Source organism: Planktotalea arctica (assembly GCF_002105285.1).
Taxonomy (GTDB): Bacteria; Pseudomonadota; Alphaproteobacteria; order Rhodobacterales; family Rhodobacteraceae; genus Planktotalea; species Planktotalea arctica.
Map to the genome: position 1 here is coordinate 12654 of NZ_MUHR01000011.1, position 15523 is coordinate 28176.

Below are 15523 nucleotides of genomic sequence, written 5' to 3' on the forward strand. Positions count from 1 at the left end.
AACTGGAGATCAACATGGTAGCACTGGACACAAGCACGGACTCTGGCGTCAAGGACGGCGTAGATCAGGAAACAGTTGATGCTGTGCGCGAGGTTGGCGGCGCTTACAAGTACGGCTGGTCTACAGATATCGAAATGGAATACGCGCCCAAGGGTCTGAACGAAGACATCGTGCGTTTGATTTCCGAAAAAAACGAAGAACCCGAGTGGATGCTGGACTGGCGCCTTGAGGCGTACCGCCGTTGGTTGACGAAGACGGAGCCGGATTGGGCTATGGTCGATTATCCCGAGATCGATTTTCAGGACCAGTATTACTATGCGCGCCCGAAAAGCATGGCGATCAAGCCCAAGTCCTTGGAAGAAGTTGATCCCAAGTTGTTGGCAACTTACGCTAAATTAGGCATTCCACTGAAAGAGCAGATGATCCTTGCGGGCGTTGAGGGCGCGGAAGAAATTGACGTGAACGCGCCGCGCAAAGTGGCTGTGGATGCGGTTTTCGATTCTGTCTCCATCGGCACGACCTTTCAGGACGAGCTGAAAAAAGCGGGGGTGATTTTCTGCTCTATCTCGGAGGCGATCAAAGATCACCCAGATCTGGTAAAGAAGTATCTCGGCACGGTGGTTCCGGTATCTGACAACTACTATGCCACGCTGAACTCGGCGGTGTTTTCTGATGGCTCTTTCGTTTACATTCCGCCGGGCGTGCGTTGCCCGATGGAGCTGTCCACGTATTTCCGCATCAACGCGGAGAATACTGGCCAGTTCGAGCGCACATTGATCATCGCCGATAAAGGCAGCTATGTCAGCTACTTGGAGGGGTGTACTGCGCCAATGCGCGACGAATCCCAGCTGCACGCGGCTGTTGTCGAGATCATCATCGAAGAGGATGCAGAGGTGAAATATTCCACTGTGCAGAACTGGTATCCTGGCGATGAGAACGGCAAGGGTGGCATCTATAACTTCGTGACCAAGCGCGCTGATTGCCGCGGCGATCGTGCCAAGGTGATGTGGACGCAGGTTGAAACCGGTTCGGCCGTGACATGGAAATACCCAAGCTGCATTCTGCGCGGGGACGACTCGCAAGGCGAGTTTTACTCTATCGCCATTGCCAACAACTATCAGCAGGCGGATACAGGCACGAAGATGATCCATCTTGGTAAGAACACCAAGAGCCGGATCGTGTCCAAAGGTATTTCTGCGGGTCACGCGCAGAACACCTATCGCGGATTGGTTTCTATGCACCCCAAGGCGAAAAATGCACGTAACTTTACCCAGTGTGACAGTCTTCTGATCGGCGATAAATGCGGTGCGCATACTGTGCCCTATATCGAAGTGAAGAATAATTCGGCGCGGGTCGAGCACGAGGCGACAACCTCCAAAGTGGACGATGAGCAGCTGTTCTATTGCCGCCAGCGGGGTATTGGCGAGGAGGATGCTGTTGCCTTGGTCGTGAACGGGTTCTGCAAGGAAGTGCTGCAAGCGCTGCCGATGGAATTCGCGATGGAAGCGCAGCAGTTGGTAGCGATCAGTTTGGAAGGGTCGGTCGGGTAAAAATCTTCTAGAAAGATTTGCCTCCTGAATTTAACCGAGTTTGCTGAATGATCCAAACCACCATCATACCACGTCCCGAGTTGACGATGCCCGACGTTGAGGCCGCGCATTTGTGCGCGGCCTACGCCGAGGCCAGCGTCATCTTGGAGTATGGTGTGGGGGGCTCTACGATCATGGCCGCTGAAATGGCGGGCAAGACGATCACTTCGATCGAGACGGATCAGCTTTGGGTGGATACGCTTAACAATTGGTTTGAACAAAACCCGTGCCCCAGCTCGCCGGATATCATCTGGGCCAATATCGGAAAAACAAAAGCATGGGGGCGCCCTGTTAATGAGGATAGCTGGAGAGAGTACGCCAAATATCCTTTGGAAATCTGGTCTCTAGAGGACATTCCTCATCCAGATGTTGTGCTGGTGGATGGCCGCTTTCGCGCAGGCTGTGTGCTTGCCACCGCCTTTCACTGCAAACGCGACACCCGCGTGCTGGTAGACGACTATAGCCGCCGATCCAGCTATCACGCGATTGAAAAAATTCTAGGTGCGCCGCGTCTGGTCGGTCGGCTCGCCGAATTCGAAATCACACCTACACCGATCCCTGCAGAGCATCTGCTGGAGATCATTTCACTCATTCAAGACCCATACTAGGTCTGAAAAAAAACACTAACGAGGATGCAAAAAATGCTGAATATCAAGAACTTGCACGTTTCTCTTGAAGAGGAGGACAAGCAGATCCTCAAAGGCGTCAATCTGACGGTCGAGGCGGGGAAAGTCCATGCGATCATGGGTCCGAACGGGTCGGGCAAATCCACGCTTTCTTACGTGCTCTCCGGCAAGGACGGCTATACTGTGACCGAGGGCAGCGCTGATCTGCTGGGTGAAGATATCCTTGATATGGACCCGGAAGAGCGCGCGGCGGTTGGCCTTTTTCTAGCGTTTCAGTACCCCGTTGAAATCCCCGGCGTGGGTAACATGACGTTCCTGCGCACTGCGGTGAACTCGCAGCGCAAAGCGCGCGGCGAAGAGGAAATGAGCTCTACCGAGTTTCTCAAAGTGATCCGCGCGCGCGCCAAGGATCTCAAGATCGACGCAGACATGCTTAAGCGTCCTGTCAATGTCGGTTTCTCCGGCGGCGAGAAAAAGCGCAATGAAATCTTGCAGATGGCCATGCTCGAGCCAAAGATGTGCATCCTTGACGAGACGGATTCCGGTCTTGATGTGGATGCAATGAAGCTGGTTGCAGATGGCGTCAATGCGCTGCGCAACGAGGGTCGCGGTTTCCTTGTGATCACGCACTACCAGCGTCTTCTGGATCACATCAAACCCGATTACGTGCACATCATGGCCGACGGGCGCATCGTGAAAACGGGCGGCCCCGAGCTGGCGCTTGAAGTCGAGCAGAACGGTTACGCTGACATTCTGGCAGAGGTGGCGTAAATGGCTTTGGCACAAATAAAAATTGATGCAACGAGCGAGCGTCTCGCTGCGCTCGAAATGCCGCAGGGGGGCTGGTCCGGGGCTGCGCGCGCCGACGCTTTGGCGCGCTTGCAAGCCATGGGCCTGCCATCGCGCCGCGATGAATACTGGAAGTACACGCGCCCTGACACGCTGGTTCAGGCAAAAGCGCCTGAGGCTGCTGTTTTGGAAACGGATGAAAAGCCCGTGTTCAGCGGTATGGATCGTCTCAAGATCGTGTTTATCGACGGTGTATTTGACGCTGCTGCCTCTGATGATTTCGCGCTCGAGGGCGTGAGCATCGAGCGTCTTGCCGACACAAGCGCTGATATCCATTGGGCGCAAGGGCTTTACGGCGTGCTGGAAACAGCGGGTCAAGATCCGGTGGAACGCGCGCTTGCCGCGCTAAACACGGCCTATGCCACCGATGGCGTTTTGATCCATGTGACGGGTAAACCAAGCAAGCCGATCAGCCTGATTTATCGTCATGTTTCAACGAGTTCCGATGCGATCTTGCACCACGTTGTAAAGGTCGATGCTGGCGCGGAAGTGACTGTATTGGAAAACGGCCCAGCCGCCGCGCGCTTTAACAAGTGCATGGAAGTCGACATCGCGGATGGCGCCAAATTCCATCATGTGCGCACGCAGGGTCGCGATCACGAGCGCCGTGCGGCAACGCATATGTTTGCCCGCCTTGGCACGGAATCGGTGTTCAAGAGCTTCACGCTCACGGCGAATGGTGTGATGACGCGCAATGAGTGCGTGATCGAGCTGACGGGTGATGACGCCCACGCAACGGTTGCCGGCGCCGCGCTTGGTGATGGAGATTTTCACCACGACGACACGATTTTCATCACCCATGATGCGGTGAACTGCGAAAGCCGTCAGGTGTTCAAGAAGGTGCTGCGCAACGGCGCGACGGGCGTGTTCCAAGGCAAAATTCTGGTCAAGCCGGGCGCACAAAAGACCGATGGCTATCAGATCAGCCAGTCGCTTTTGCTGGATGAGGACAGCCAGTTCCTTGCCAAGCCGGAGCTGGAAATCTACGCCGATGACGTGGCTTGCTCGCATGGCTCGACCTCGGGGGCGATTGATGAAGAGGCGCTGTTCTACTTGCGCTCGCGCGGGGTTCCAAAAGGGCCTGCGACGGATCTTCTGACCCTGTCCTTCCTTGCCGAAGCCGTCGAGGAGATCGAGGATGAGGCCCTGGCTGAAGAGATTACCGAGCGCTTGGCCGCATGGTTGTCGCGCCGCCGTAGCTGATGCCCGTCACCTCTGACATGATTGCCACGTACAAGGGGCCGCGCAAGGTATTTGCGCGGCTTCTTGGTATGGGACAACGCGAAGATCGCGCATTGATCCTTGTGATGTCGGCCTGCGCCGTCGCTTTTATTTCGCAATGGCCCGCATTGGCGCGCAAAGCGCATTTGACGGGGCAGGCGCTTGATAGCTTGCTGGGCGGCGCACTCATGGCGTGGCTGTTTATTGCGCCTTTGCTGCTTTATGCGCTTGCCGCATTAAGCCATATCATCGCGCTCGCGCTGCGCGGTAAGGGCGATTGGTATGGCGCGCGCCTTGCACTGTTCTGGTCCATGCTTGCGGCAAGCCCGCTGATGTTACTGCATGGCATGATCGGCGGCTTCATCGGTCCCGGTACGGGCTTGCAAGTAGTTGGCTTTTTGTGGTTTGCGATATTTATCTGGTTCTGGCTCTCTTGCCTGATCGAAGCGGAAAGGTCCGTGTGATGCTGAACGCCTTTGTTACCCTTGCGATGCGCACGTTGACGGACACGCGCGCGGTTGCGCAAGAACTGCTGGACATGCGCATTTCGCGCCCCGTTCTCTGGCTTGCGCTTGCGTTGGCGGTTGTGCTTAACGCGTTGATATATAATGTTTCTTTGGTGCTTTCGCCGCCTGCGGGGCCCTTGCCAATGCTATTCGCGTCGCCATTGATCTTTGCGATGTTGATTGGCGGCGGTTTGGTTCTAAGTATCTTTGCAACCACCTACGCCGGACGCGCGCTTGGCGGCAAGGCGACGCTTGAGGGGATCATGACTTTGCTGGTCTGGCTGCAATTTCTGCGTTTTGCAGTGCAGATCGTCAGCTTTGTTTTGATGCCGATCATGCCCGGTCTTGTCGCGGTTCTTGTGCTGTCGGCGTCGCTTTACGGTATCTGGCTTTTGTTGCAATTCGTGGATGTGGCCCATGAATTCAACAGTCTGTTCGTTGCCTTCGGCGCGCTTATGCTGTCGGGTCTGGCGATCATGATTGGTCTTGCGATCATCCTGTCCATGTTGGGCATTCAGAATATGGGACTAATACCTAATGTTTGATGTAGATGCGATCCGCGCCGATTTTCCGATCCTGTCGCGCCAGGTGAACGGCAAACCGCTGGTTTATCTGGACAGCGGCGCATCGGCGCAAAAGCCGCAGGTGGTGATCGATGCGATCAGTCGCGCTTACGCCGAGGAATATGCCAATGTGCACCGCGGTCTGCATTTTCTGAGCAACCTCGCGACGGACAAATATGAGGGCGTGCGCGGTGTGATCGCCAAGTTTCTGAACGTGGCGGACGAAGAACAGATCGTGTTCAATTCCGGCACGACCGAGGGGATCAATACCGTTGCCTATGGCTGGGCCATGCCCAATCTGAGCGAGGGAGACGAAATCATCCTATCGGTGATGGAGCATCATGCCAACATCGTGCCCTGGCATTTCCTGCGCGAGCGCATGGGTGTTGTGATCAAATGGGTCGATGTGGACGCTACTGGCGATCTTGATCCGGCAGCGGTGATTGCCGCGATGGGGCCGCGCACCAAATTGGTGGCTGTGACCCATATGTCCAACGTGCTTGGCACTGTGGTGGACGTCAAAACAATCACAGAAGCGGCCCATGCGCGCGGCATCGCGGTGTTGGTCGATGGCAGTCAGGCGGCAGTGCATATGCCGGTCAATGTCGATGATATCGGCTGCGATTTCTATGCGATCACGGGGCACAAGCTCTATGGGCCGTCAGGGTCCGGCGCGATCTTCATGAAGCGCGAACGCATGGCCGAGATGCGCCCCTTTATTGGCGGCGGTGATATGATCCGCGAAGTGACCAAGGATGCGGTCAGCTATAATGATCCGCCAATGATGTTCGAAGCGGGCACGCCCGGCATCGTGCAGATGATCGGCCTTGGCGTAGCGCTCGAGTATATGATGGGGATTGGCCTTGAGAATATCGCCGCCCATGAAAAGGATCTGCGTGATTACGCGAACGAGCGTCTAAGCGGGCTGAACTGGATCACGGTGCAGGGTAATTCGGCGACCAAAGGCGCGATTTTCTCCTTTACGATGGAGGGCGCGGCCCATGCGCATGATATCTCGACCATTCTTGATAAAAAGGGTGTGGCCGTGCGCGCTGGCCAGCACTGTGCTGGGCCTCTTATGGAATTTCTTGATGAGAGTGCGACCTGCCGTGCCTCCTTTGCAATGTATAACACGCGGGCTGATGTCGATGCGCTGATCGATGCGCTGGAGTTGGCGCATGATCTGTTCGGCTAAAAGTTTTTCAACAAGACTTTGCCGTTGCGGGGCAGGGGCGGCAAAGTTATACCGCCCCTGTAGGCACCCATAGCTCAGCTGGATAGAGCGCTGCCCTCCGAAGGCAGAGGTCGATGGTTCGAATCCATCTGGGTGCACCAAATTCTCTCCACTACGCTGCGCGAAGTTCCATATGAGGCGTGCCATTTGATGTTTTTGCCTGCGTCACCCCATCGCCGTTTAGCGTGACATTTACTTGCTTGCGAAACGCGCTAAAGCTGTCGAACTCGACCACATCCACAGCTTCGTCGAACACTACGGTCAAAGACCAATATCCGGCGCCTGCTGCGCGCACGGCTTTGAGCGTGCCGTCGAACAAATGTCCTAGATAATGACCCGAAACACGCTGGTCCACATGCCAGCCGTGCGGCGCGTTTGATTTTGCTGCCGCGCTCAAGGTGTTCCAGTCGCGATAGCCCCATTGGCGCGCAATCGTTTCCAGCGCCATGCTTTGCGTGATCGGAGTTTGGCGCTCGCTCATCGCGGCGCGCAGTCGTTTGGCCTGCGTTTTGAGCGCTTCGAGGGAGGGCAGGTTTGTGCCGTTTATAAGTTGTGTCATTGGTTCAGTCCCATTTTGATCTATGGGTCACACTCTGTCGGGGGTGTTCGCATTGCCGCCTATCTGTGACCGAAAGTCAAAAATCGGGCTGGTTCAAGTGACTGCATTTACCAAAGGGTCGCCCCCGCGAACGGCAGGAGGCAGCGCTCCCTGAGGCGCTCTTACGCTTCGCTTGATGGCTTGTCCATCCCGTCGCGTAGGGCGATGTAGGAAAACAGGGCCGAGCCGAGAGCGGGGATCGTGAAAAAGAATGTGAAGGCCATAAGGTAGATGGAGGCATGTAGCGGCGCGCTAATCGCGCTGCCGATCGACCCTTTGGCGCGCAACTGCGCACGCAGTTTTTGCATGGCGATTTCGTCGCTCAGCGCTGATTTGCTTGTTGAACGAGCGCGTGGTTCGGGGCTGGGCGCGCCTGCGCACACCTTATCTATCTGCCTGTGAAGATGCGCCAGCATGTGCTCTACTTCTTCATTGAAATCGTCCATGACGTCGGGGCTAAGGTCGCGTGAATCTTCATGCCATAGCACTGCAGCGGGATCATGACCTTGGTTAAACTGCGCGCTCAAAGCCTGCGCAATATGCGCACTATTGAGGAACTTGGGCAATTTTTGCCCTGGCACAGGACCAACACCAAGGCAGATGCAACCGGGGCGATCGCCGCGTTCAGGCTGCTCGTGCAGCGCGATGCGCAGGCCTGCGAAATCCAGGAATACCAAATCATCGCAATCCCAAGTCACTGATTTTGAGCTGGAATATCTGGCAATTTTACTCGAAAGCACTTTGTCTGCCAGCGCATCTATTGCCATATGTGATCCGCTCTTGAGCACGATGGCCGCTATCGTTGTTGATGATCGCATTTTATTTGCCCGCTTTGTTGTGTCCCGCTGTTGATTTAAGTTTTGGTTAATAAAGATGGCAAGAATTTGGCGCACTTGCGCTTTTGAGATGTTACTCGCTTAGGGTTGCATGTCTGTTTGTGTGAAAGCGCCAAACCTGTCGGTGCTTTGCAAACCCAGCGCTAGCCGTCGATTTGCGCCGCCATGATTGCGATGGCTTTTTGGTAAACGCCTGCGGCATTCCACTGTTTGATCGCCGCGAAATTGGGCTGGCCTTCTTGATAGCCTGCGCCCGGGCGCCAGCCCTTTTGGCGGAGGAAATTTGCTGTTGAGGCCAGTGCGTCCGCTTCGGAATAGAAATTCACCCGCCCGTCGCCATTGGCATCAATGCCATAGGTCAGCGCATTGCCCGGCAGGAATTGTGTATGCCCGAGTTCACCATGTTTCGCGCCCTTTGTGTTGCCATCAATTGCGCCCATATCAACTAGTTTCAGAGCACCGATGGCGTGAGGCACGAAAAACGCGGAGCGGCGGCAATCAAAGGCCAAAGTGGTGATCGCCGAGACGATATGGCTGTCGCCCATAAAGCGGCCAAAGCCGGTTTCCATCCCGTGAATTGCGATGATCACGCCCGCGGGCACGCCGTATTGGCGCTCTAACGCGTTGAAAAAGGTGGCGTTCTGCGCTTTGCGTTTGCGCCCTTGGGCTACGATGGTCGGCGCGCCGCGCACTTGCATGAATTTCTGCAAAGAGTATTTGAAACTTTTCTGGTTGCGATCGGCCTTGATCGTGCCACTGGCATATTGGCTGTTTGCCAAGGCCTGAAGCCCGCGTTGCCCGACACCTGCGCGCTGCGCCTCGGCGGCGAAAGCGGCTTTCCATGCGTTGAAACCTGCCGAAGTGTTACCACACGGGGCGGCATGAGCGCTGCCGGCGGCTGTGAGGGTGGCCATGAAAAAGGCTACGGCTGTGATGATGCGTTTCATTAAAATCTCCCAAACCAATCTAAAAACTGGCTTAATGATACCGCTCAGTGGTTTGGGAGCAATGTAAAAGGCGTTTCTTGGCCGGCCTAGATGTATTGCGCCGCAAGAATGCTTGCCACCATCACAACAAGGGCGAGACGGCGTAGAAGGCTGATGGAGTGATGTTTCCAGCAGAATTTGTGCTTGTGGCGCGCAGCATGTTTCATGGCAATTTTGGCAAGGCGACGAGCAAAATCCAGTTGTCCGCGCTGCCAACCCTCGAAAGAGTTTTTACGCACAGCGCCGGGAAGCGCGTTAGCCGTGCCATCAGTGATAAAACCGCCGCTTTGTTTGGCAACCAGAGCGTTAAGGACCTTTTGTACGTCCTTCTGCTCAATCCTGTAGGCGGCATTGCGGCCCGAAAGGGAGCCCATTTGAGGTGTATATGTCATAATAAATACTCGTTAAAAATTATTCGTGTGGTTAAAGTTGCATTGAATTACGTATCTTTGTTGTTTCCATAATGGAATTTGTGTGCCCAAAACCAATCGATTGTGGCAAGCTTGCCCAAATCGTTAATCATGTTCACGCGCCTGTTTGGCATAAAAAAAGGCGCCCCAAAGAGCGCCTTTTTCCTAAATATCTGCTCAAATTAGCAAGAGTAATACATGCCGTACTCAACAGGATGCGGCGTGTGCTCGTAAAGCTCGACCTCTTCCATTTTGAGCGCGATATAGCCCTCGATCTGATCTGCGGTGAACACATCGCCTGCCAGAAGGTAATCCATATCTTTCTGCAACTCGTCCAGCGCCTCGCGCAGGGAGCCACAAACAGTCGGGATGTCCGCCAGCTCTTCCGCAGGAAGGTCATAGAGGTTTTTATCCATCGCTTCGCCCGGATCGATCTTGTTCTTGATACCGTCAAGGCCAGCCATCAAAAGCGCGGCAAAGCACAGATACGGGTTGGCGGAGGGATCAGGGAAACGAGCTTCGACGCGCTTGGCTTTGGGGCTTTCCGTCCATGGAATGCGAACGCAGCCAGAGCGGTTACGCGCAGAATAGGCGCGCAGAACCGGGGCTTCGAAGCCGGGGATCAGACGCTTGTAGCTGTTCGTGGAGGGGTTGGTGAACGCATTGAGCGATTTCGCGTGCGTCAGGATACCGCCAATGAAATACAGCGCCTCTTGCGAGAGGTCCGCATATTTGTCGCCCGCAAAGAGCGGCTTGCCGTCTTTCCAGATCGACATGTTGACGTGCATACCTGTGCCGTTGTCGCCGTAGATCGGCTTGGGCATAAAGGTCGCGGATTTGCCGTAGGCGTGCGCGACATTGTGAATCACGTATTTATACTTTTGAAGCTCGTCCGCCTGTTTTGTCAGGCTATCAAAGATCAGACCGAGCTCGTGCTGGCAGGACGCTACCTCGTGGTGATGCTTGTCCACCTTCATGCCGAGACGCTTCATCGTCGAGAGCATCTCGCCGCGCAGGTCTTGCGCTTCGTCGATCGGGTTGGTTGGGAAGTAACCACCCTTTAGGCCCGGGCGGTGACCCATGTTGCCCATCTCGTACTCTGTATCCGAGTTCCAAGAAGCGTCTGTTGCATCAACTTCGAATGATACTTTGTTGATTTTATTTGAAAAACGAACATCGTCAAAGAGGAAAAACTCCGCCTCTGGGCCCATGTAAGCCACATCGCCAATTCCGGAAGACTTGAGATAGGCCTCGGCCTTTTGCGCCGTGCCGCGTGGGTCGCGCTCATAGGCTTCGCCCGTGTCCGGCTCAACGATGGAGCAATGGATGCAGAGGGTTTTTTCTGCGTAAAACGGATCAAGATACGTGGTCGACGTGTCAGGCATCAGCTTCATGTCGGAATTTTCGATGCTCTTCCAGCCCGCGATCGAGGAGCCGTCAAACATGAAGCCTTCCTCAAGAAAGTCTTCGTCAACGAGATCGCAATCGACCGTGACGTGCTGAACTTTACCGCGCGTGTCGGTGAAACGGATATCGACATAGGCGATATCTTCGTCGCGGATTTGCTTTAGAACGGCTTCAATACTCATGCCTGATGTCCTCTTGGTGTTGTTGAATTTTGGAGTGTTTTACAGCGCGTCCGAGCCGGATTCGCCGGTGCGGATACGAATGGCTTGCTCGACGGGGCTGACGAAGATCTTGCCGTCGCCGATTTTATCGGTCTTGGCTGCGTTCACGATTGCCTCGATGGCGGCGTCCACTTGATCGTCGTCAAGAACCACGTCGATTTTAACCTTGGGCAAGAAGTCCACGACATATTCCGCGCCGCGATAAAGTTCGGTATGCCCCTTTTGACGCCCGAACCCTTTGACTTCGATCACACTCAGGCCTTGAACGCCCACGTCTTGAAGTGCTTCTTTCACTTCATCGAGTTTGAACGGTTTGATGATCGCTTCGATCTTTTTCATGGCCTGATCCTTTCGGTGATCTGCTTGAGTGTGTGAGACCACTTTCCCTTGGGCGGCACAATTGGATAGGCTAACGTAGTGGTCGATTTTGGGTGCTCTGCACAGGGCAGTGAATAATATTTGGGCGATATGCGCAAAAAAGAGGCAAAAGTGAAAGACGGTGAAATTTCAGCGCTAGGATTGCTGAGTGCGGCGCAAATGTGCGCGGCCGAAGCGCGTGTGGTAAACGCCGGGATGGCCAGCGGTTTGGAGTTGATGGAGCGCGCGGGGTGCGGCGTTGTTGAGGCGATTATTGAGACATGGCCCGAAATGGGTGCGGTGCCTGCGTATGCGCTGGTTCTGTGCGGTCCGGGCAACAATGGCGGCGATGGGCTTGTCGTTGCGCGCTTGCTGAAAGAGCTAGGCTGGACGGTGGATGTGTTCTTGCTTGGTGCGCCTGAGCGATTGCCGCGCGATGCGCGCGTTAACTTTGAGCGTTGGCGATCGTTGGGAGAGGTCAAGCCGTTGAATGACGCGGCGATTGGCAGGTATTTCGAAGAAAACCCAGAGACATCTGTCGTGATAGATGCGCTGTTCGGCACCGGATTGTCGCGGCCGTTTCATCCGGTCGCAGCCCTGCAAAGCGGCATTGAAACGCGGCGGAGTGTTTCGATCGACCTGCCCAGCGGGCTGTGCGCCGATAGTGGGCGATATCTGGGATTTGAAGGTGAAAACCCAAGGGAGGGCTGCATCAGGGCGGATCTCACCGTCACGTTTCATGCGCGCAAGCTGGGGCATGTGTTGGGCGACGGGGCGATTGGTTCAGGGCATGTAGTGGTCAAGGATATCGGGCTTGCGCCACTTGCCTGCGATCCGCAAATCGCGCGGGAGGTGGTGCTGGATGCCCGCCGGCTCGAAAAGGTGCAAGGCGGGCATAAATTTTCTAGTGGCTCCGCGCTGGTGCTGAGCGGCGGCGTGGGCAAGAGCGGCGCTGCACGTTTGGCGGCGCGCGCGGCGCTGCGAATCGGGGCAGGGGTGGTGACGCTTGGCGCGCCGCACTGTGCACAGGGCGAAATCGCCGCACAGATTACAGCGCTTATGTTGATCAGGATCGAGGATGCGGCGGATTTGGAAGTTGCCTTAGACGATGCGCGCATTTGTGCGCTTTGCATTGGGCCGGGTTTGGGAATTAACCGTGCGCACGCATTGGTAAGGGCCGCACTTGGAACACGCCATGCCCCGCTTCGCGTGGTTTTGGATGCGGACGCATTGAGCGCGTTTGCAGATGAGCCGCACGCGCTTTTTGACGCGCTTGGGGAGACTTGCGTACTTACCCCTCACTTTGGTGAATTCACGCGGCTGTTTCCCGATATTGCGGCGGACTTGAACGCTCCAGCCGAGCAAGGCCCCGCCTATTCCAAGGTAGATGCAGTACGCGCAGCGGCAAAGCGCGCGGGCTGTACGATCTTGCTCAAGGGGGTGGACACGGTGATTGGCGATCAAACAGGGCGCTGCGCAGTGCATAGCGCCAGCGGCGCGCGTGCGGCGCCTTGGCTGGCAACCGCCGGATCGGGCGATGTGCTGGCGGGGATCATCACAGGGCTGTTGGCGCGCGGACTTACACCCTTTGACGCGGCCTGCACCGGCGCGCATCTACATGTGGATTGCGCGTTGGCCTTTGGCCCCGGCTTGATCGCCGAAGACCTGCCTGAGGTTTTGCCAAAGGTGCTAAAACAGCATTTGGAGGCGACTTAGTCGTTGGTCTGACATCCTATTTCCAGCCCGCCTGCGTAGATCACATGCGGCGTGTCAAAGATGAATTCGACGATGTCGAGGTCTTGGGCCGGCAAAAGGGTGACGAATTCACCGTCTTGCAAATCCTGGACCGGAACCAGTTTTTGCGCTGAGGCATAAAGCGCACGGGCGCGCCAATCGCGGATCAGAATTTGGGTACCCGCAGGCAGGATCACATCCTCTGGCGGGCGTTTATGGCCAAGCGAGCCTGCTTTGATCTGGATAGCGTCACATCGCAGGCGTTTGCGGCGCACCCCCAAGAGCACGGCCATGCCGGCATCGCGCGTAATAATGCGATCACCGGGCGCGATGTCGCGCGCGGGCAATTCTCCGTCCATGGTCATTATGATCGTATCTGCGCAAAGACCGGCTTGGCGGGATTTCCCCAGACCTTGCTTGTCCTCCGAGGCCTGCACCCCGTTCTCGCGCCGGGCCATTTTCGGCTCCATCAGCGATATCCTATGTCTGCTCTGTTGGTCATTTTCGACCTTATGGAGCAAAGCGTACCCGCAATTTGCACGCGAATCTAGTGGCTTGTGATTTTCAATGTGCATGCGGTGGTTTTGACAGCAAAGCCTTGAGATTGCGTAAAGACATGATTTTCCTCTCGCCACGGGGATAGAGCTTTGCTAAGAGGCGTTTAAGTGCGGGTGTGGCGGAACTGGTAGACGCACCAGATTTAGGTTCTGGCGCCGCGAGGCGTGGGGGTTCGAGTCCCTTCACCCGCACCAACAGCGACGTTTTCATGCGAACGTCACGGCTCTCCCGAATCCCCTTGATCCCTATAGCGCCCCCAAGTAGGAAGGCGCTGATTTTGACCGCCGCGAACGCCTTTGCGGCCCCTATGCTATGGATAAGGACGACATGCAGGTCACCGAAACACTTAATGAAGGCCTCAAGCGCGGCTATTCGATCACCATTCCAGCGGCTGAACTGGCTGCGAAAGTCGACGAAAAGCTGCTTGAAGCGCGCCCCGAAGTCGAAATGAAGGGCTTTCGTAAGGGCAAAGTCCCGATGCCATTGCTGAAAAAGCAGTTTGGCCCGCGGATTCTTGGCGAAGCAATGCAGGAAGCCGTAGACGGCGCAATGTCCGAGCATTTCGAGACCACAGGCGATCGCCCTGCGATGCAGCCCGAGGTCGTTATGGTTGACGGCGAGACCTGGAAAGAGGGCGACGATGTAAACGTCACGATGTCCTATGAAGCATTGCCCGCGATCCCAGAAGTCGATCTGAGCAAGATCGAGCTGGAGCGCCTCGTGGCAAAGGCCGATGACGCCTCTGTTGACGAAGCACTGGCAAACCTAGCCGAGACGGCACAGGACTTTAAAGACCGCAAGAAAGGCTCCAAAGCCAAGGACGGCGATCAGGTCACGATGGATTTCCTCGGCAAGGTTGACGACGTTGCATTCGACGGTGGCGCTGGCGAAGATTACCCCTTGGTTCTTGGCTCCAACTCTTTCATTCCCGGCTTTGAAGAGCAACTGGTCGGCGTGAAAGCAGACGAAGTGAAGGACGTGACTGTTACGTTCCCGGAGCCCTACCAGGCCGAGCATCTTGCCGGCAAGGAAGCCGTTTTCACCTGCACGATCAAAGCTGTTAAAGAGCCCGTCGCGGCCGAGGTCAACGACGAGTTGGCAACGAAGTTCGGTGCGGAAGATCTTAACGCTCTGAAAGAGCAGATCAAAGAGCGTCTCGAGGCCGAGTATGTCGGCGCGGCGCGCGCAGTGATGAAGCGCAGCTTGCTCGACAAGCTGGACGACGTCGTTTCCTTCGATCTGCCCCCGTCTTTGGTGACGGCAGAAGCCGATCAGATCGCACATCAGTTGTTCCATGAGGACAACAAGGATATGGATCCGAACGATCACAGCCACGACAAAATTGTTCCAACGGACGAGCACAACAAGTTGGCCGAGCGCCGTGTGCGCCTTGGTCTTCTATTGGCAGAGCTGGGTCAGAAGGCAGAGGTTCAAGTGACCGACGCAGAAATGACACAGGCAATGATGAACCAGGCGCGTCAGTACCCCGGTCAAGAGCGTGAGTTCTTTGAATTCGTTCAGCAAAACCAGCAGATGCAGCAGCAGATGCGCGCGCCTATCTTTGAAGACAAGGTCGTGGATTACATTGTCGAGCTGGCGCAGGTCACCGAGAAGGAAATCAACAAGGACGAGCTGCAAAAGGCAGTCGAGTCGCTCGAAGAAGAGTGAAGCGTTCCTTGATTTGAATTGGATAAAACCCCGCTTTTCGAAGTGGGGTTTTTTCTTTTGGGCACTTGTTTTGCAACCCTAACAGAACGCAGGCTGGCGTTGAGTGTGCGGCATTGCGCAGGCGGGAAAAATGAACGTATTTGCGCGGACCCGAGCTGTC

The 15523-nt window shown here is 55.7% G+C and carries 16 protein-coding genes and 2 tRNA genes; 11 read left to right on the forward strand and 7 right to left on the reverse strand.

The window, feature by feature from the left end; genetic code table 11:
* Positions 1-14: 14 nt before the first annotated feature.
* The 8 genes from sufB (at position 15) to B9P63_RS10685 (ending at position 6689) form a co-directional block, all read left to right on the forward strand.
* Positions 15-1550 (forward strand): Fe-S cluster assembly protein SufB, encoded by a 1536-nt coding sequence (gene sufB, locus B9P63_RS10650; protein WP_085308593.1) that lies wholly within the window; start codon positions 15-17, stop codon positions 1548-1550.
* 47 nt (positions 1551-1597) lie between these two features.
* The gene (locus tag B9P63_RS10655; protein WP_245830636.1) at positions 1598-2197 is read left to right on the forward strand and encodes a hypothetical protein; all 600 of its coding nucleotides are present in this window, start codon (positions 1598-1600) and stop codon (positions 2195-2197) included.
* A 33-nt stretch (positions 2198-2230) separates the two neighbouring features.
* On the forward strand, positions 2231-2986 hold the full coding sequence (gene sufC, locus B9P63_RS10660; RefSeq protein ID WP_085309194.1) for a Fe-S cluster assembly ATPase SufC: 756 nt from the start codon (positions 2231-2233) through the stop codon (positions 2984-2986).
* Positions 2987-4267: a Fe-S cluster assembly protein SufD gene (gene sufD / locus B9P63_RS10665; RefSeq protein ID WP_085308595.1), complete on the forward strand. Its 1281-nt coding sequence runs from the start codon at positions 2987-2989 to the stop codon at positions 4265-4267.
* Positions 4267-4749 carry a YIP1 family protein gene (locus B9P63_RS10670; RefSeq protein ID WP_085308597.1) on the forward strand — a complete coding sequence of 161 codons (483 nt, stop codon included), beginning with the start codon at positions 4267-4269 and terminating at the stop codon, positions 4747-4749. Before sufD ends, B9P63_RS10670 begins: the two co-directional genes overlap by 1 nt.
* Complete coding sequence (locus tag B9P63_RS10675; protein ID WP_085308599.1) at positions 4749-5336, forward strand: Yip1 family protein; 588 nt, start codon at positions 4749-4751, stop codon at positions 5334-5336. Before B9P63_RS10670 ends, B9P63_RS10675 begins: the two co-directional genes overlap by 1 nt.
* Positions 5329-6549 (forward strand): cysteine desulfurase, encoded by a 1221-nt coding sequence (locus B9P63_RS10680; protein WP_085308601.1) that lies wholly within the window; start codon positions 5329-5331, stop codon positions 6547-6549. Before B9P63_RS10675 ends, B9P63_RS10680 begins: the two co-directional genes overlap by 8 nt.
* A gap of 63 nt (positions 6550-6612) precedes the next feature.
* A tRNA-Arg gene (locus B9P63_RS10685) sits at positions 6613-6689 on the forward strand.
* 11 nt (positions 6690-6700) lie between these two features.
* Here B9P63_RS10685 and B9P63_RS10690 read toward each other — a convergent pair.
* From B9P63_RS10690 to B9P63_RS10715, 6 genes are all read right to left on the reverse strand, one after another.
* Entirely contained in the window at positions 6701-7147 is a 447-nt protein-coding gene (locus tag B9P63_RS10690) for a glyoxalase superfamily protein (RefSeq protein WP_085308603.1), read from the reverse strand.
* Positions 7148-7308: 161 nt separating this feature from the next.
* Complete coding sequence (locus B9P63_RS10695; RefSeq protein WP_139816250.1) at positions 7309-8004, reverse strand: hypothetical protein; 696 nt, start codon at positions 8002-8004, stop codon at positions 7309-7311.
* 161 nt (positions 8005-8165) lie between these two features.
* Positions 8166-8936: a lytic murein transglycosylase gene (locus B9P63_RS10700; RefSeq protein ID WP_425439746.1), complete on the reverse strand. Its 771-nt coding sequence runs from the start codon at positions 8934-8936 to the stop codon at positions 8166-8168.
* Positions 8937-9055: 119 nt separating this feature from the next.
* Positions 9056-9400 (reverse strand): hypothetical protein, encoded by a 345-nt coding sequence (locus B9P63_RS10705; protein ID WP_139816251.1) that lies wholly within the window; start codon positions 9398-9400, stop codon positions 9056-9058.
* 200 nt (positions 9401-9600) lie between these two features.
* Positions 9601-11007 carry a type I glutamate--ammonia ligase gene (gene glnA / locus B9P63_RS10710; protein WP_085308611.1) on the reverse strand — a complete coding sequence of 469 codons (1407 nt, stop codon included), beginning with the start codon at positions 11005-11007 and terminating at the stop codon, positions 9601-9603.
* Positions 11008-11046: 39 nt separating this feature from the next.
* Complete coding sequence (locus B9P63_RS10715) at positions 11047-11385, reverse strand: P-II family nitrogen regulator (protein WP_085308614.1); 339 nt, start codon at positions 11383-11385, stop codon at positions 11047-11049.
* A 150-nt stretch (positions 11386-11535) separates the two neighbouring features.
* Between B9P63_RS10715 and B9P63_RS10720 the strand changes: the two genes are divergently transcribed.
* Positions 11536-13119 carry an NAD(P)H-hydrate dehydratase gene (locus B9P63_RS10720; protein ID WP_342743589.1) on the forward strand — a complete coding sequence of 528 codons (1584 nt, stop codon included), beginning with the start codon at positions 11536-11538 and terminating at the stop codon, positions 13117-13119.
* Here B9P63_RS10720 and B9P63_RS10725 read toward each other — a convergent pair.
* Positions 13116-13595 carry a Hint domain-containing protein gene (locus B9P63_RS10725; RefSeq protein ID WP_095533038.1) on the reverse strand — a complete coding sequence of 160 codons (480 nt, stop codon included), beginning with the start codon at positions 13593-13595 and terminating at the stop codon, positions 13116-13118. The two genes, B9P63_RS10720 and B9P63_RS10725, sit on opposite strands and share 4 nt — an antisense overlap.
* 209 nt (positions 13596-13804) lie before the next feature.
* Here B9P63_RS10725 and B9P63_RS10730 point away from each other — a divergent pair.
* A tRNA-Leu gene (locus B9P63_RS10730) sits at positions 13805-13889 on the forward strand.
* A 133-nt stretch (positions 13890-14022) separates the two neighbouring features.
* Positions 14023-15363, forward strand: coding sequence for a trigger factor (tig, locus tag B9P63_RS10735; protein ID WP_085309199.1), 1341 nt, complete (start codon positions 14023-14025; stop codon positions 15361-15363).
* Positions 15364-15523: the final 160 nt, after the last annotated feature.

What these genes read in the sequence shown, in the direction of transcription:
- sufB (WP_085308593.1), top strand. Translation starts at nt 15, where the DNA reads ATGGTAGCACTGGACACAAGCACGGACTCTGGCGTCAAGGACGGCGTA.
- B9P63_RS10655 (WP_245830636.1), top strand. Translation starts at nt 1,598, where the DNA reads ATGATCCAAACCACCATCATACCACGTCCCGAGTTGACGATGCCCGAC.
- sufC (WP_085309194.1), top strand. Translation starts at nt 2,231, where the DNA reads ATGCTGAATATCAAGAACTTGCACGTTTCTCTTGAAGAGGAGGACAAG.
- sufD (WP_085308595.1), top strand. Translation starts at nt 2,987, where the DNA reads ATGGCTTTGGCACAAATAAAAATTGATGCAACGAGCGAGCGTCTCGCT.
- B9P63_RS10670 (WP_085308597.1), top strand. Translation starts at nt 4,267, where the DNA reads ATGCCCGTCACCTCTGACATGATTGCCACGTACAAGGGGCCGCGCAAG.
- B9P63_RS10675 (WP_085308599.1), top strand. Translation starts at nt 4,749, where the DNA reads ATGCTGAACGCCTTTGTTACCCTTGCGATGCGCACGTTGACGGACACG.
- B9P63_RS10680 (WP_085308601.1), top strand. Translation starts at nt 5,329, where the DNA reads ATGTTTGATGTAGATGCGATCCGCGCCGATTTTCCGATCCTGTCGCGC.
- B9P63_RS10690 (WP_085308603.1), bottom strand. Translation starts at nt 7,147, where the DNA reads ATGACACAACTTATAAACGGCACAAACCTGCCCTCCCTCGAAGCGCTC.
- B9P63_RS10695 (WP_139816250.1), bottom strand. Translation starts at nt 8,004, where the DNA reads ATGCGATCATCAACAACGATAGCGGCCATCGTGCTCAAGAGCGGATCA.
- B9P63_RS10700 (WP_425439746.1), bottom strand. Translation starts at nt 8,936, where the DNA reads ATGGCCACCCTCACAGCCGCCGGCAGCGCTCATGCCGCCCCGTGTGGT.
- B9P63_RS10705 (WP_139816251.1), bottom strand. Translation starts at nt 9,400, where the DNA reads ATGACATATACACCTCAAATGGGCTCCCTTTCGGGCCGCAATGCCGCC.
- glnA (WP_085308611.1), bottom strand. Translation starts at nt 11,007, where the DNA reads ATGAGTATTGAAGCCGTTCTAAAGCAAATCCGCGACGAAGATATCGCC.
- B9P63_RS10715 (WP_085308614.1), bottom strand. Translation starts at nt 11,385, where the DNA reads ATGAAAAAGATCGAAGCGATCATCAAACCGTTCAAACTCGATGAAGTG.
- B9P63_RS10725 (WP_095533038.1), bottom strand. Translation starts at nt 13,595, where the DNA reads ATGGCCCGGCGCGAGAACGGGGTGCAGGCCTCGGAGGACAAGCAAGGT.
- tig (WP_085309199.1), top strand. Translation starts at nt 14,023, where the DNA reads ATGCAGGTCACCGAAACACTTAATGAAGGCCTCAAGCGCGGCTATTCG.